Source organism: Arthrobacter woluwensis (assembly GCF_030816155.1).
GTDB classification, from domain to species: Bacteria; Actinomycetota; Actinomycetes; order Actinomycetales; family Micrococcaceae; genus Arthrobacter_E; species Arthrobacter_E woluwensis_A.
The window spans coordinates 3356823-3372585 of the sequence record NZ_JAUSXR010000001.1; the positions used below are offsets into that span (position 1 = coordinate 3356823).

A 15763-nucleotide genomic window follows, 5' to 3' on the forward strand; every position below is an offset into this window, starting at 1 on the left:
CATGCTTGAAGGCGCACTTTCCGGCCTCGCCGCCGGAGGACTCTACGCGGTGCTGGGGGTCTGCCTGACCCTCATGTCCCGGCTGGTCCGGGTGGTGAACTTCGCCCAGACGGCCACCGGGATGTTCGGCGGATTCTGCGCGGTGTGGCTCGTCACCCGTGGCGGGCTGCCGGTGTGGCTGGGGTCGGTGATCGGGGTGCTGATCGGCGGTCTGCTGGCCGCGGCGATCGGCTGGATCGCCGCCACCTGGCTCTCCGAGGCGAGCACGACGAACCGGTCCGCCATGACGGTCGGCCCGCTCCTGCTCCTGGTCTCCCTGTCGTTCATCCTCTTCGGCAACAAGCCCCAGCCCTTCGCGCCCCTGGTGCCCGGGCCGGCGCTCGTGGTCGGCGGGGTCGCCATCAGCTGGGTGGCCGTGGTCATGGTCGTCATGGCGGTCGCCGTCGCTGCCGCGGTGCACTGGCTCCTCAAGCACACGAGCGTGGGGACGCGGCTGCGGGCGCTCAGCGAGCGGCCGACGACGGCGGAGCTCCTGGGCATCCGCTCCCGGCCCCTGTCGATCGCGGTCTGGTTCGTCACCGGCGTCGTGAGCTCCTTCGCGATCATCCTGGTGGCGCCCTCCCAGGCGAACGACGCGACCAGCCTCGCGATGCTGATCGTGCCGGCCGCCGCGGCCGCTCTCCTGGGCGGTTTCCGGCGGCTGAGCCTCGCGGTGGTGGGCGGTCTGGTGCTGGGGATGCTCTCCGGCCTGGTCGCCCAGATCGACGGGGTGGCCTTCATTCGCAACTTCCTGCCGTTCCTGCTCATCGTGATTCTGCTGCTGTGGACGCAGCGCAAGGAGGTGTGGGATGCGGCGCGCTGAAACGTTCTCCTCCCGGCCCTGGTTCCGCCTGGGCTGGCCCGTGCTGGTCGCCGCGGTGGCGATCGGCCTCGGCTCGCTGCTCAGCACCGCCCTGTCCGGGTACTTCGTGTTCCTGGGCGTCTCCGCGATCACCGCGGCGATCGCGATCCTCGGTCTGGGCGTGGTCACCGGCTCGGCCGGCATGATCGCGCTGTGCCAGATGACCTTCGCCGCGATCGGCGCGTGGGTGGTCGCGGGACTGAACCTGATCAACGCGCCCGGCGGTTTCACCGTCTGGCTCCTGGCCGGAGGGCTCGCCGCGGGTGTGGCCGGTGTCCTGGTCGGGCTCCCGGCGCTGCGTCTGCGCGGTGTGAACCTCGCGGTCGTGACTCTGGGCTTCGCCGCGGCCGCGGACGTGACGCTGGTGCAGCTGCAGTTCCCGGGGTCCGCGGACGGCGTGGCCGTGGCGCGGCCCGAACTCTTCGCCACGGACCGGAAGTACTTCTTCTTCAGCGTGATCGTGCTGACCCTCTGCGCTCTCGGCGTTTTCTTCCTGCAGCGCAGCCGGATCGGTTCGAGCTGGAAGTCCGTGGCGTTCTCCGAGCGTGGCACGGCGTCCGCGGGCCAGAGCGTCCGCACGGCGAAGCTGACGGCGTTCGCGGTGAGCGCGGCCCTCGGAGGCGTTTCGGGCGGGCTCCTGGCCGGTCAGGTGCAGCTGCCCTTCGCCTCGAGCTTCACACCCCTGCTGTCCCTGGCCCTGTACATCCTGGCGGTCATGTCCGGAGCGCACCTCATCGACATGGCGATCTTCGGAGGGATCATGTGGGTGGCGGTCCCGGAGCTGCTCAAACGATGGGGCGTCCCGCAGGACTGGGGTTTCGTGATCTTCGGCCTGCTCGGCGTCCAGGCGCTGACCAGCGGTTCCACCCTCGGTGACGCCATCCGCGGCGCCGTGCGGCGCCGTCGTCGGGCGGTACCGGAGCATGCCGTGCCACAGCTCGCCGCCGCCGGTCCTGAGGAGGAGGCGGCGCCCGCCGCGCCGGCCCCCGTGCTCCAGGACGACGGCGGACAGGATGCCCGCGAACCCGTCCTCGTGGTGGAAGGCCTGAGCGTGCGGTTCGGTGAGCTGAAGGCGCTGGACGGGGTGTCCTTCAGCCTGCCGGACAAGGGCATCATGGGGCTGATCGGGCCGAACGGCGCGGGCAAGTCGACCTTCGTGGACGCCCTCAGCGGCTTCCTGCCCCGGCACGGCGGCACGGTGCTCCTGGACGGCGCCGATCTGGCGGGACTGACGCCCACCGAACGGGCGCGGCGTGGCCTGCGGCGCAGCTACCAGCAGGACCGGGTGCCGCCCGAGCTCACGGTCGAAGCGTATCTGCGGTTCGTGGCCAGAACGCGGCTCAGCCGGGAGGACATCGACGGGACGCTCGCGTTCTTCGGCTGCCCGCCGGCCACGGAGCGGCTCTCCGGCGTCGACGTCGGCACGCGGCGTATCGTCGAAGTCGCGGCCGCGGTGCTCGCCCGGCCGCGGGTCCTGATCCTGGACGAACCCGCCGCCGGCCTCTCCCACGAGGAGCACCTGGCCCTGGCTGAGCGCCTCAAGGCCATCCCGGAACGGTTCGGCGTGGCCCTCATCATCATCGAGCACGACCTGGACCTGGTCCGTTCCGTCTGTCCTTGGCTCACGGTGCTGGACTTCGGCAAGGTCATCGCCTCCGGCCGGCAGGCCGAGGTCATGGCGGACCCCGCCGTGCTCGCCGCTTATCTCGGCACGACGGAGATGATCGCATGACCACTCTCACCCTCGACGGCGTCGCGGTCAGCCGCGGCGCCGGCCCCGTGATCTCCGGGGTCAGTTTCACCGTGACAGCTGGCGAGGTTCTGGCCCTGGTGGGCCCGAACGGAGCCGGGAAGACGAGCCTGATCGAATCCATCTCCGGCGTGGTCGCGAACTCCGCCGGGTCCATCAGTCTCGGAGGCCGGCGGATCGACAAGCTCTCCCGGGTGCAACGGGCGCGCCAGGGGATCGTGCACATCGAGCAGGGCCGGGCGGTGTTCCCCTCGCTCACCGTGCGGGAGAACCTCTCCCTGACGGCCCGCACCCCGCAGGCCCTCGCGGAGGCGCTCGAGAACTTCCCCGAGCTGGAGAAACGGATCGACTCCCCGAGCGGTCTCCTCTCCGGTGGCGAGCAGCAGATGGTGGTGCTCGCGCGGGCCTTCGCAGCGAAGCCGTCCTTCCTGCTCATCGACGAGATGTCCCTCGGCCTTGCCCCCGTGGTGTTCACCCGGCTCTTCCCGATCGTGGCGAAGATCGCCGAGACCGGTGTCGGCGTGGTGCTCGTGGAACAGTTCACTGAGCTGGCCCTGGGGCTCGCGGAACAGGCCGTCGTCGTCGCGGGCGGGGCCGTCAGCTACAGCGGGCCCGCCGCCCGCCTCAAGAACGAACCGGAGGTGCTGCACCGTGCGTACCTCGGCTGACCCACCCCACCTCACCTCTGGAGGCTCCTCATGACCGCAGATCTCGTCCTGCTCGGGACCATCCGGACCGCGGACCGCTCCCGGCCGCTCGCCGGGGGGCTCGCCGTCCGGGACGGACGGATCGCCGCCGTCGGCACGCCCGAGGAAGTGCTGGCCGCCGCCGGACCCGGCGCGGAGGTGCGGGAGCTGGGGAGCTCAGTGGTCTACCCCGGTTTCGTCGATGTGCACAACCACCACGCGCTCGCGGGGCGCGCAGAACTGTTCGAGCTGGTCCTGGAGCCCTCGCTCGGGCTCGAGGAGATCCTCGACCGAGTCCGCGAGAAGGCGGCCGGACTGCCTGAGGACGCGTGGATCGTCGGCGGCGTGATCGCCTCGACGCTGCTCACCTCGCTCGCGACCACCGCCACCCGGCGCCGCCTTGACGAGGCCGCCGGCGGCCGTCCCGTGATGCTCGCGGAGGACTCCCGGCACAACCGCTGGGCCAGCAGCCGCGCACTCGAACTCGCCGGGATCACCCCGGAGACCATCCCCGCGGAGGGCGAGACGCTGCTCGACCCGGTGGACGGCACCCCCAGCGGCGTGCTGCTGGAGGCCGCCGGGATCCCGGTGCAGGAGGCGTACGACGGCGCCGGCGGACTGAGCGCGGAACAGCACCGGGCGGCCTCCCGCCGCGGCGTCGAGCTGCTGAACTCGTACGGCGTCACCGCGTTCCAGGATGCCGGCGCCTCCCTGCAGATCCTCGAGGCCCTCGCGGACCTGGACCGTGCCGGGGAGCTCACCGCGTGGGCGGTGAGTTCCCTCCTGATCAACGACCCGATCTTCGGATTCGACCCGGTGGGGGTGGAGCTGATCGAGCGGGGTGAGGAGTTCCGCACCGGGCACCACCGTCCCGACTTCGTGAAGATCTTCCTGGACGGCGTCCCGCCGGCCCGTACGGCCTCGTTCCTGGAGCCCTACGTGCCGGATGCCGCCCATGGCGCGCACTTCCACGGTTCCACCACCATGACGGCGGATGAGCTGCACGGCTGGCTGCGCGACGTCGCGGGCCGGGGCCTCGGCGCGAAGATCCACTGCACGGGGGACGGCTCCGCCCGGCTCGTGCTGGACGCCGCCGAGCGGCTCCGCGCCGAGGGAATCGATCTGCCCCTGCAGATCGCCCACGGCCAGTTCCTCGCCGCCTCCGACATGCCGCGCCTCGCGGCCCTGGGGGTTTCCGCGGACATCTCGCCGTTCCTGTGGTTCCCGGGGGTCATCCCGATGGCCCTGTCGGAGGTCCTCGGGGAACGCGCCGAGCACTCCCAGCCCAACCGGACCCTGCTGGACACGGGCGCCCTCGTGGCGGGTGGCTCGGACTGGCCGGTCAGTGAGTCGCCCAACCCCTTGGAAGGCATCCAGGGCCTCGTGACCCGTGCCGATCCGCTCGGACGCGCCCCGGGAGTGCTGTGGCCGGAGCAGGCGATCGGGCCGGAGGAGGCGCTCGAGGTGTTCACCGTCAACGCGGCCCGCGCGATGGGCCTGGGGGACGAGACGGGCTCGCTCGAAGCGGGGAAGTCCGCGGATTTCGTCATCCTCGACGCGGACTTCGTGGTGGGTGACCCGGAACGGATCATCGACACGCAGGTCCAGGAGACCTGGTTCGCCGGGCGCCGCGTGTACTGAGACCAGGTGCACTGAGAAGGCCAGCGCACTTGAGGTGCCTTGTGCGCTGACCTTCAGGCGGCGCGCCGGCCGGGCCGGACGAGGGAAGGGCCGGGGATCGCGGATCCCCGGCCCTTCCTGTCGCGCTGTCGTCTCAGCCTTCCCGCTGCGCTTCCCGGAGCTCCTCCAGCAGCAGGGCCGCGCCGCGCTCGCCGATCATGACGGCCGGCGCGTTGGTGTTCCCGGTGGTGATGGTCGGCATGACCGAGGCGTCGATGACCCGCAGGCCGCTCACGCCGCGCACCCGGAGCCGGGCGTCCACCACGGCCTCGGCGTCCGACCCCATCCGGCACGTCCCCACCTGGTGGTGGTAGGTGACGGCGGTGCGGCGCACGTAGTCCTCCACCTCCTCATCGGCGACTTCCGGGCCCGGATACAGCTCGACGGCGCCCCACTCGTTGGCGAGGGCCGCCTGCCGGCCGACCCTCCGCATCTGCCGGACCGAGGCTGCCAGGGACCGCACATCCTCCGGGTCCTGCAAGGCGCCGAGATCGATGTCCAGCGGGTCATCGAGGTCCGCCCCCGTGAGGCGCAGGGTGCCCCGGCTGCGGGGGCGGACGATGCCGGCCATGAGGGAGAACCCGTGCTCGGCCGTGGCAGGGAGCTCTTCCGAGAACATCGGCACGGAGAAGTGGATGGGCTGCGTGTCCGGCTCCGGCAGGTCCGGCAGGCTCCGCCAGAAGGCGTGGGTCTGGGTGACCGAGACGCCCGGCTGCGGTGGCTCGACGGCGCGGGCCGTCGTCGTGAAGATGACCGGCGAGAGCAGGTGGTCGTGGAGGTTGCGGCCAACGTGCGGGGAATCCACCGCGACGTCGATGCCCAGCGCGTCCAGTTCCTCCGCCGGACCGATGCCGGACCGGAGCAGGATGGCGGGGGACTCGAGGGCGCCGGCCGCGAGGACCACCGTGTCGGCGCGCAGTTCGTGCTCGCCGTCGGCGTCCCTGTACCTCACGCCCACCGCCCGCCCGTCCTCGAGGATGACCGAGTGGACGTGGGCTCCCGTGCGGATGTCGACGGCGTCGCGCACCGGCTTGAGGTATGCCATCCAGGTGTTGACCCGGCGGCCGTCCCGTGCGGTGATCTGCTCCTGCGACGCGCCGTCGAGGGGCCCGGCGTTGTAGTCCGGATTCCGGGGCACGCCCTCCTCGCCGTAGGCGGCGACGATGCTCTCCTGGATGGGGGTGAGGGGGTAGTCGTCGGTGACGGGCAGCAGATCGTTCTCGATCGCCTCGTAGACCGGCCGGACCGCGTCCCATCCCCAGCCGGGGCAGCCCGCGGCTTCCCAGCCGTCGTAGTCGCTCGGCGCGCAGCGCACCCAGATCATGGCGTTCAGGGCGTGCGAACCGCCCAGCACCTTGCCCCGCGGGAGGTGCAGCCGGCGACCGGCCGCGTGCTCCTGCGGCACCGTGTGCCGGTCCCAGTCCTCGGGGCCGTGCCAGAGTTCCCCGGCGCGGGAAGGGTCGTGGATCGCCGGGTTGAGGTCCTCTCCGCCGGCCTCCAGCAGGGTGGTGACGACACCGGCGTCGTGCAGTCTGCGAGCGACGACGGCGCCTGCCGAGCCGCCGCCCACGACGATCGCGCTGCTCATCTCAGCCCCTCCCGCGAGGGGCCGGGGGCCCGGTGGGCACGGGTGGGTTGGGACTGGGACATCATCGGCCTCCTTGAGTCGCTTCCATGCCGCCACGCGGCGTGCTCCCATTCTGTTCCGGGGACGGAGGCGGCGGCTTTGACGGTCCGTGCACAGCACCGTGCGGGGCGCGAACGATCCGGGAAGGACGGCGGCCAGGAGGCGGGCCGCGCGGGGCTCAGACCTCGGGGTGCACGGTCCGGTAGCGCTCGATCTGCTTGAGCCGTCGGCCCAGCGAATCGCGGCGCGGGTGCGGGGTGACGTCGGGAGCCTCGCCCGTCAGCTCGACGTGTTCCTGGCCGTACTTCCAGAGCAGGAGGTCGTCCAGGAGCCGGTCGGGACCTGGGGAGTAGCGGTGGTCCAGGGCGTCGCGGACGAGGCGGATCCGTTCGGCAGTCAGGAGCTCCGCCATCTCGATGGTGCGCGTCAGCCCGTGCGCGGCCAGCAGTTCCGCGGCCCAGCCCCAGTCGTCGTCGACCTTGCGGTCCACATGGGGGAGGAGGGTCTGCCAGACGCGCCGGACCTGGTCCGGGGTGAGCGGGATGGACCCGTTGCCGTCCTCGTCCCAGTAGCTCCGGACTTCCTGGTAGCTCTCCTGGAGGTCCGCGAAGGCGCCCTCCACGGTCTCCAGCATGGCCGCCGTCGCGGTGAACTGACGGTCGAACTGCGGGGTCCAGGCGCGCGGGTCGTCCGCCTTGAAGCGGATGTCGTGCTCGATCTCGCTCCAGGCGTGCGCAAACACCGTGCGGATCTGGCATTCGAAGAAGTAGCTGCCGTTCGGCGGGATGTCCGGGTTGAAGAGCTTCTGGTATTCCCGGACCACCTCGTTCTGGATGGTGCGCAGGATGAGGTGACGGCTGGAGTAGCCGTAGGTGCCGGACTCGATGGACCCGATGTCCTTCTCGCGGTCGCCGCGGCAGTCGAAGAGCTGTCGCTGCTTCTTGATGACGTTGGCGACCGTGGCGTTCTCCGCCGGGAGCTTGGTGATCACGCGGATGCCGACCATGTCGTTGAGGGTGCGGAAGGGGTCCGGGAACTTGAGCACCGGCTGGCCGCCCGGTTCCAGGGGCGCTTCCAGGCGGGAGATCTTCTCCTGGAACGATTCGACGGTCTTGGTGCGGCCTGTGACGAACAGCGGCGTCACCTCGGAGGCCTTCAGGATGCCGCGCAGGGTCAGCAGGACGTTCTGGGTGACGAGTTTCAGGGATGGGCGCACCTTGCGGTACAGCTCCACGTGCTCGGCGACCAGCGCGCGCTGGTCATCGTCCAGACGATCCCAATTGCTTGCCATGCCGCCAGCGTACTAGGCGCCGGGCGCCGCCCACGTCATGCAGCGGCCCGGGACGGCCGGGCACTTCCAGCGCATAGCACGTGTTAGTTACGATGAGGCCCATGCTCACAGTCATTGGCGAAGCCCTCGTGGACGTGGTCCACAGCAAGTCCGGAACCTCGGCGCATGTGGGCGGCAGCCCCCTCAACGTGGCCGTCGGCCTCGCACGCCTGGATCACCCGGTCCAGTTCCTCGGACGCTACGGGCAGGACGAGTTCGGTGACGCCATCGCCGTGCACCTGCGGGACTCCTCCGTCATGGTGCCGCTGCCGCCGGACGCGCTGCCGTCCAGCGTCGCCAAGGCCACCCTCGACGACGACGGCGCGGCCACCTACGAGTTCGACCTCGTCTGGGAGCTCCCCGGCCTCGCCGAACGGCTTCCGGTCGTCCTGCAGGGCAGCACCCTCCTTCACACGGGTTCCATCGCCACCGTCCTCGCGCCCGGCGCCGCGGACGTGCTGGCCGCCGTAGAGTTCGCCCATCCGAACGTGACCATCAGCTTCGACCCCAACTGCCGGCCGAGCCTGACCACCGACGCGGACGCCGTCCGCGAGCAGGTGGAACGGTTCGTGCAGCTGGCAGATGTGGTCAAGGCGTCCGACGAGGACCTCGAGTGGCTCTACCCCGGTGTGGACGTCAAGGAGTCGGCCCGCCGCTGGCTGGGTCTGGGTGGTGAGAACGGCCCGGCTTTCGTCGTGGTGACGCGCGGCGCCGACGGCCCGTGGGGGGTCGCCGCGTCCGGCGAGACCGAGGTCCCGGCGCCGCGCGTCACCGTCGCCGACACGGTCGGGGCGGGTGACTCCTTCATGGCGGCCCTGCTGTCCGGGGTGGTGGATGCCGGGTACGACGGCGCGCTGAACCGTGAGCGCCTGCGCCGCGTGAGCGTCGAGGAACTGCGCTCCTTCCTGGCGTACGCGGCCCGCGCCGCGGCCATCACCGTGTCCCGCGCGGGCGCCAACCCTCCGGGCCGGGAGGAGCTCGCCGGGCGCTGAGTCCGTGAGCGTGAAGGGTCAGGCTTCCGGGTCTCCGACGGGCAGGCCTGTCGTAGGCTGGTGACCACACACTGACAAAGGAGCCGGACCATGTCCTTCGATCCCTATGCAGCCCTTCCCGCCGTCGCGGCGTTCCAGGTGACCAGCACCGATGTGGAGAACGGGGCGGTGTTCGCGCAGCCCCAGGTGAGTGGGGTGTTCGGGGCCGGCGGCGAGGATGTCTCGCCGCAGCTCAGCTGGGAAGGCGCGCCCGCGGGAACCCGCAGCTACGCCGTCACCGTCTTCGATCCGGACGCTCCGACGGCCAGCGGTTTCTGGCACTGGGCCGTGCTGAACATCCCGGCTGAGGTCACGAGCCTCCCGTCCGGAGCGGGATCGCCGGACGGTGCGTTGCTGCCCGAGGGCGCCATTCAGCTGCGGAATGACGCAGGATTCGCGGGCTACGTCGGCGCGGCTCCGCCCCAGGGCCACGGACCGCACCGCTACTTCGTGGTGGTGCACGCGGTCGACGTACCCGTCCTGGACGTGCCGCTGGACGCCTCCCCGGGCCTGCTCGGCTTCAACCTCTTCAGTCACTCGATCGGCCGCGCCACCCTCGTGGCCGGTTACGAACGCCCGTGACCATGCGGCTGGTGGCCAGCGACGTCGACGGCACCATCATGGGGCACGACGGCGTCATCAGCACGCGCACCCGGAACGCCTTCGCGGCGGCGCGGGAAGCGGGGGTCCAGGTGGTCTTCGTGACCGGCCGCCCGCCGCGCTGGCTGGGGCCACTGGCCGAACAGCTCGGTCATGACGGAACGGTCATCTGCTCCAACGGCGCGGTGGTCTGGGACATGGCCGGTGGCGAGCTCGTCAGCGCCGACGCCCTCCTGCGGGAGCAGGTGCTGCGGCTTCGCGGGATCATCCAGGAACTGCATCCCGAAGCGGGCTTCGCGGCCGAGTGCGTGACGGGTCTGCGGGTGGAGGAAGGCTTCCACCGGGCGCACGCCGGGTCCCGCCTGGCGGAGCTGGAGTTCGCGCCGCTGGAGGAGAGCCTCGGCGCGGAGGACCGGGTGGTGAAGTTCCTGGCCGTCTCGCCCGTGCTGAGCGCCGAGGAGTTCCACGCGCTCGTGGTCGAGGCCGTGGGGCCGCTGGCCCACGTGACCCACTCGGATCCGCGCTTCTGTCTCCTGGAGATCTCCGCGCCCGGCATCACGAAGGCCCACACCCTGGAACGCTATGCGGCGTCCCTCGGGATCGACGCCTCCGAGGTCGTCGCGTTCGGTGACATGCCCAATGATGTCCAGATGCTCGCCTGGGCCGGCGAGGGCTACGCCATGACCGGCGGCCACCCCGAGGCGCTCGCCTCCACGTCCTTCCGGGCGCCGTCCCTGGCGGACGACGGCGTGGCGCAGGTCATCGAGTCGAAGCTGGGTGGGATCCGAGTCCGGACGGCCGGCGCCTCGGGAGATATGCCGATCACGGCATTCATGGGAGGAGAAGCATGACCACCAAGGAATACTTCGCGAATCCTCGCGGGGCGGGCAAACCCCTGGTCCTCGCGCACCGGGGCTACTGCCGTGGCGCGCTGGACGGGGTGCGGCTCGAGGGGCTGGAGAACACCCTCGAATCCTTCCGCGCCGCCCAGGAGCTCGGCGTCGCGCATCTCGAGACGGATGTCCGCCTGACCGCCGACGGCGAAATCATCTGCTTCCATGACCCCATCCTGGACCGGATCACGGACCGGACCGGCGCCGTCGAGCGTCTGAGCTGGGAGGAGATCCGCCAGGCCAAGGTCCGCGGCAGGGTGCCGGTGGCACGGTTGGCCGATGTGGTGGACCTCCTGCCCCAGGCGCGGTTCAACATCGACGTGAAGGACGCCGCCGCGGCCCAGCCGCTCGCCGCGCTCATCGAGGAGAAGAACCTGCAGGACCGCGTCCTGGTGGCCTCCTTCTCCGACGGCAGCCGCAAGGCCGTCACGAGCCGCGTGGCCTGGCCTGTCGCCGGCTCTGCGGGGCAGGCGACGACGGCCGCGTTCGTGCTGGGCCGCTTCCTGCCGGAGAAGATCGCTGCGTCCCTGGTGGCCGACGTGGACGCCTTCCAGGTCCCGGAGAACTTCGGCAAGGTTCCCGTGGTCACCCAGGACTTCGTGGACCGTGCCCATGCGCTGGGCAAGCAGGTGCACGTCTGGACCGTGAACGAGGAGGCGGACATGCGCCGCCTCCTGGACCTCGGCGTCGACGGGATCGTGACCGACCGCCCGGACCTCGCGCTGCGCCTGGTGGACGAACGCTTCTGACGCATTGCCCCTTCGCCCCCACCATCGACTGCTCCACAGATGTCGCGTCTGAGCCCTTTCGGGGCCTCGAATGACATCCTGTGGAGCAGTCGATGAGGGGTGGGGTCACACTCCTGGGAGGGGTGGCTCAGGAGTAGACCGCGGCGCTGCCGTAGAGCTCCCGGGTGAAGGAGGAGATCACCGAGGAGTAGTTCCCGGCCCTGAGGTCGTAGGTGACGTACACCCCGTACCCGTCGGTCTTGGTGCGCTGGGCGAAGGACTTCATGGTGCTCGTGGACGTGTTGTTGAGGTCCACCGCCGCGGCGCCGAGCTTCGAGGGGCCCATGCCGTCGATGACCGGGGCGTCGTAGCTGCCGTAGTACGGGTTCCAGGCGTAATCCACCATGTCACCCACGCGGAGGCCGCCGTAGGACAGATGATCCGCGGCGGGGCCGATGTTGTAGAAGGTGATGAGCTTGCCCGGCAGGCGATTCCGGAGGGACTTCACCAGGTACACGAAGGACCAGTCGTTCGGCTGGGAGGTGCCGTTCTTGCCGTACTCGGCCCACTCGTCGTCGAAGTCGATGCCGTCCAGGCCGTAGCGCGTGACGGTGTCCGCGAGGCTCGCCGCGAACCGGTCCGCCGCGGCTTCGTCCGGGAAGTTGGCGAAGCCGGCGCCCTGGTGGTTGCCGAGCACGGACAGGATGACCTTGATGCCCTTCTGCTGGAGCGGCCGGATGGTGGTGGCCGCGTTGTCGAGCACCGCCTGGACCTGCGGGTTGCAGTAGAAGACGGCGTTGGTTCCGTCGTAGTTGATGTTGGCGGCGAAGATCACGGCCAGGTCGAAGGCATTGGCTCCGGAGCCGGCCAGGGTGTAGCGGCCGACGTTGCTGATGCTGTTGCTGTTGACCTCGATGTAGGCCACGCTCTTGATCCGGCCCGCCGTGGTGGCTCCGGTGGCCGCGCCGGCCGCCGTCGCGCCGCCGAGCCCGGCGGCTCCGAGGAGCGCGGCCCCGCCCAGGCCGCGCAGCAGTGCGCGGCGGGGGAAGGGGGAGTGCTGGGGGGTGTTGCTGGGTGTCGTCATGGACAAGTCCTTAGGTCGATCCGGTAGGAAGGGTGATCCGTGAGGGATGAAGGGTCTTGCATCACTGGTCCCGGTCGACGTCGGCCGGGAACCCCAGTGGGAGAAACTCTTGATGACTAAACCGTTATAGTCAAGAGGTCGGCCCTACTAAACCCCGGGATATAGCGGTTTAGCCACGGCCTCGATAGCATCTGGGCATGGTCTCCCCTTCGGCCCCCGCGGGCCCGGAACGCACATATAACTCCCTGCCCGGCGTCGGGCTCGAGTCGCCCGCTGCGCGCGCGCTCCACGGGCAGGAGCTGCCCGGATCCGGCCAGCCGCGCCGCAACCGGGAGGCTCCGGAGCAGGCGGGGTCGGAATCGGTCCCGCCCCGCGAAATCGACGCCGGATCGCTCGCCGGTCACGTCGTCCGGGAGGGTGACGAGCTCGTCTACGACTGGTTCCCGGAAGCCGGGCCCACCTTCGCCACGCGCTGGACCGCCACGGCCTTCGCCCTGGATCTGGAATTCGACGACGGCGGCACCCTCTCTGCGGTCCTGGCCCCGGACAGCGCGGGAACCCCGATGCTGCCATGCGCTCAGGGGGCGTCCCTGCGCCACGCGGTGGACCAGTGGAACCGCCAGGTGGTGCCCCTCGACGCGTTCGCGGGCCGCCGCATCCGACGGGTCCTGTTCCGGCTCCTCGCGCCCGAGACCAGCACGGTCTGGCTGGACGGCCTGCGTCTCCGGACCCGTGACGAGCCGGGCGGTGAGATTCTGGACCGCGTCCTCACCACGCGCGGCAGCCATTCGAGTGACCGCTTCTCCCGCGGCAACACCGCGCCGCTGGTGGGCCTTCCGCACGGCGGCGTCTTCGGCCTGCCCATGACGGACGCCTCCGCCGGGAACTGGCCCTACGCCTACCACGCCCACAATCTTCTGCCTGAGAACCGCCCGGCACTCCAGGCGTTCGCGACGTCCCACCTGCCGAGCCCGTGGATCGGCGACCGCGGCGTCTTCGAAATCATGCCGAGCCTCGACGCGGATCCCGACCCGGACCGCCGGGCGCGGGCCCTGACCTTCAGCCATGGCGCGGAGGAACCCCGGGCCCACGAATACCGGGTCACCTTCGACAACGGCCTGCGCGCCGCCATGACCGCCGGCGAGTTCGCGCTGGGCCTCCGCTTCGCCGCGGACACCCCCGTCCGCTCGCTCATCGTGGACCACCTCGGCAGCGCGCGGGACGTCGTGTTCCGCCAGGGGGAGGGCGCCTCCGTGCTGGAGCTGACCCTCGACGACGGCCCCGGCCGCCTCCCGCACCACGTCCACGTCCGCTTCCCGGCAGGTTCCTCGGCGTTCCTCACGGGGACCGCGGCGTCGGGTGTCGAGAAGGCGGTGGACGCCCACGGCGCCGGAGGCCGGCTGGGTGGGCACGTGCGGCTCGCGGGGGAGGGCGCCGTCGTCGAGGTCCTGGTGGGCATCTCGACCGTGAGTGCCGAGCAGGCGGCGGAGAATCTGCGCGCCGCCGGCGACTACGATGCGATGCTCGCCGCGGCGGAGGCCGCCTGGCGGGAGTCGCTGGGCGTTCTCACGGTGGAGGGCGTCTCGGCGGAGCAGGAGCGCGCCCTGTTCTCGGACCTGTACCGCCTGTTCCTGTACCCGAACCGGCACGACGAGCAGACCGCCGACGGACGGCGGCTCTACCGGAGCCCCGTCGACGGTCAGGTGCGGCCCGGCGTCTTCGGCGCGAACAACGGCTTCTGGGATACCTATCGGACGTGCTGGCCGCTGCTCGGGCTGCTCTCGCCGGACCGGGCGGCACTTCTGGCGGACAGCTTCGTGCAGCACTTCCGGGACTCCGGGTGGACAAGCCGGTGGAGCGCGCCGGGCCCGGTGGACTCGATGACCGGGACCACGACGGACACCGTCTTCGCGGACCTCGTGGCCTCCGGCGTGACCGGCTGGGACGTGGCGGCCGCCTACGAATCCGCCCTGGTCAACGCCACGGTTCCCGCGCCCCGGCCGGAGGTCGGGCGGAAGGGGCTGAGCGACGGCCGGTTCCGCGGGTTCATCTCCACGGACGTCCACGAGGGCCTCTCCTGGACACTCGACAACGCCATCAACGACTGGGGCGCCGCCGTCCTCGCCGGGTGGCTCGCGGAGCAGGAGGAGGTCGGGCCGCGTCGCGACCGGCTGCAGACGGAGGCCGAGTACTTCGCACGCCGCGCGCTGGGATACCGGAACGTGTTCCACCGCGAGCTCGGCTTCTTCCTCGGCAGGACGCCCGACGGCGCGTGGCGCGTCACCGCGGCCGCCTACGACCCCGATGTGTGGGGTTACGACTACACCGAGACGAACGGCTGGGGCACGGCGTTCACCGCACCGCACGACGGGGCCGGTCTCGCGGCCCTGCACGGCGGTGAGGACGGGCTGAGCGTCGCGCTGGACGCCTTCTTCGCCCGTCCGGAGACGGCCGCGGAGGAGCTGTGCGGCTCTTATGGCTTCGTGATCCACGAGCAGACCGAGGCCCGCGACGTCCGGATGGGCATGCTGGGGCTGTCCAATCAGCCAGCGCATCACATCCCGTACATGTACTGCTTCACCGGCCGGCACGACGCTGCGCACCGCGTCGTCACCGCCGCGCGGGACCGGCTCTTCAGCGGCTCCGAGATCGGCCAGGGCTTCCCGGGCGACGAGGACAACGGCGAGATGTCCGGCTGGCACCTCCTGGCGAGCCTGGGGCTGTACCCACTCGTGCCGGGATCCGGACGGCTCATCCTGACGCCACCGCTCGCGCCGAGGGCGGTGCTTCGACCGCTGGGCGGCGCGGAGCTGGTCATCACAGCGGAGGGCGCCGGGAAGCCGTACATCGAATCGGTCCGTTTCAACGGGCAGCCGTGGGAGCGGATCGACATCCCGCGGAGCCTGCTGGCGGGCGGGGGTCATCTCGAGTTCGTGCTCTCCGACGTGCCGCGCGGCTGGGCGGCGGACTCCCGGCCGTGGTCACTGAGTGGCGAGGCGCCCCACGAGATCCTCGGCGCCGCGGTGCCCGGTCTGGTGCTGCCGGACCAGCCGTGGCGGGACCTCCTCGCCGTGGCCGAGGGAACCGTTACGGACGACCGTGGCGGCCGGCCGGTGGACCTTGCCGCCGGGGAGACGGTGTTCGTCCCACTCACGGCCGCAACCAAGCTGCCCGGGCTCTACACGGTGACCCTCGACCAGCCGCAGGAGGCCTCGTGGCGGCTGGAGGCCCTCGACGTCGCGGGCGAATGGCACCTCCTGGATCACCGCGAGGACGAGTTCTTCCAGCGGTCCGGGCAGCTTCGCCCCTTCCGCCCGCACGACGACGGCGCCGGCCGCGCCGCACTCTTCAACGCCGTGCGCTTCACGGCGCTGAGTCCGCTGCGGCTCGTGCAGCTGGAGGTGCTGGCGTAGGGGGTCTAGGCACGGAGAACCCGCCGAATCCGCTGCCCAG

12 protein-coding genes are annotated in these 15763 nt (G+C 71.0%); 9 read left to right on the forward strand and 3 right to left on the reverse strand.

Annotated features, from left to right (window positions below; all coding sequences use genetic code 11):
* The first annotated feature begins 1 nt into the window (after window position 1).
* Genes QFZ52_RS15430 through QFZ52_RS15445 form a run of 4 tightly spaced genes read left to right on the forward strand, consistent with a single transcriptional unit; the run spans window position 2 to window position 4978 of the window.
* Window positions 2-862 carry a branched-chain amino acid ABC transporter permease gene (locus tag QFZ52_RS15430; protein ID WP_307498491.1) on the forward strand — a complete coding sequence of 287 codons (861 nt, stop codon included), beginning with the start codon at window positions 2-4 and terminating at the stop codon, window positions 860-862.
* Window positions 849-2633, forward strand: coding sequence for a branched-chain amino acid ABC transporter ATP-binding protein/permease (locus QFZ52_RS15435; RefSeq protein WP_307498493.1), 1785 nt, complete (start codon window positions 849-851; stop codon window positions 2631-2633). The genes QFZ52_RS15430 and QFZ52_RS15435 overlap by 14 nt, the downstream gene beginning before the upstream one ends.
* Window positions 2630-3319, forward strand: a complete 690-nt coding sequence (locus QFZ52_RS15440; protein WP_307498495.1) for an ABC transporter ATP-binding protein — start codon at window positions 2630-2632, stop codon at window positions 3317-3319. Before QFZ52_RS15435 ends, QFZ52_RS15440 begins: the two co-directional genes overlap by 4 nt.
* Window positions 3320-3349: 30 nt before the next feature.
* Window positions 3350-4978 carry an amidohydrolase gene (locus QFZ52_RS15445; protein ID WP_307498496.1) on the forward strand — a complete coding sequence of 543 codons (1629 nt, stop codon included), beginning with the start codon at window positions 3350-3352 and terminating at the stop codon, window positions 4976-4978.
* A gap of 133 nt (window positions 4979-5111) precedes the next feature.
* Here the strand turns inward: QFZ52_RS15445 and QFZ52_RS15450 are convergent, their stop codons facing one another.
* Both QFZ52_RS15450 and QFZ52_RS15455 read right to left on the reverse strand, forming a co-directional pair.
* Entirely contained in the window at window positions 5112-6605 is a 1494-nt protein-coding gene (locus QFZ52_RS15450; RefSeq protein WP_307498497.1) for a GMC family oxidoreductase, read from the reverse strand.
* Window positions 6606-6822: 217 nt separating this feature from the next.
* Window positions 6823-7935 carry a GTP pyrophosphokinase gene (locus QFZ52_RS15455; RefSeq protein ID WP_307498498.1) on the reverse strand — a complete coding sequence of 371 codons (1113 nt, stop codon included), beginning with the start codon at window positions 7933-7935 and terminating at the stop codon, window positions 6823-6825.
* A 101-nt stretch (window positions 7936-8036) separates the two neighbouring features.
* On the opposite strand from QFZ52_RS15455, the gene QFZ52_RS15460 reads away from it, so the two are divergent.
* The 4 genes from QFZ52_RS15460 to QFZ52_RS15475 all read left to right on the forward strand — a co-directional run bounded on the left by QFZ52_RS15460 (window position 8037) and on the right by QFZ52_RS15475 (window position 11247).
* Complete coding sequence (locus QFZ52_RS15460; RefSeq protein ID WP_307498499.1) at window positions 8037-8966, forward strand: carbohydrate kinase family protein; 930 nt, start codon at window positions 8037-8039, stop codon at window positions 8964-8966.
* A 90-nt stretch (window positions 8967-9056) separates the two neighbouring features.
* The gene (locus QFZ52_RS15465; protein ID WP_307498500.1) at window positions 9057-9587 is read left to right on the forward strand and encodes a YbhB/YbcL family Raf kinase inhibitor-like protein; all 531 of its coding nucleotides are present in this window, start codon (window positions 9057-9059) and stop codon (window positions 9585-9587) included.
* Window positions 9588-9589: 2 nt separating this feature from the next.
* Entirely contained in the window at window positions 9590-10456 is an 867-nt protein-coding gene (locus QFZ52_RS15470; protein ID WP_307498737.1) for an HAD-IIB family hydrolase, read from the forward strand.
* On the forward strand, window positions 10453-11247 hold the full coding sequence (locus tag QFZ52_RS15475) for a glycerophosphodiester phosphodiesterase (protein ID WP_307498501.1): 795 nt from the start codon (window positions 10453-10455) through the stop codon (window positions 11245-11247). Before QFZ52_RS15470 ends, QFZ52_RS15475 begins: the two co-directional genes overlap by 4 nt.
* 127 nt (window positions 11248-11374) lie before the next feature.
* On the opposite strand, the gene QFZ52_RS15480 is transcribed toward QFZ52_RS15475, so the two are convergent.
* Complete coding sequence (locus QFZ52_RS15480; RefSeq protein ID WP_307498503.1) at window positions 11375-12310, reverse strand: endo-beta-N-acetylglucosaminidase H; 936 nt, start codon at window positions 12308-12310, stop codon at window positions 11375-11377.
* A 197-nt stretch (window positions 12311-12507) separates the two neighbouring features.
* Between QFZ52_RS15480 and QFZ52_RS15485 the strand changes: the two genes are divergently transcribed.
* The gene (locus QFZ52_RS15485; protein WP_307498504.1) at window positions 12508-15723 is read left to right on the forward strand and encodes a GH92 family glycosyl hydrolase; all 3216 of its coding nucleotides are present in this window, start codon (window positions 12508-12510) and stop codon (window positions 15721-15723) included.
* Window positions 15724-15763: the final 40 nt, after the last annotated feature.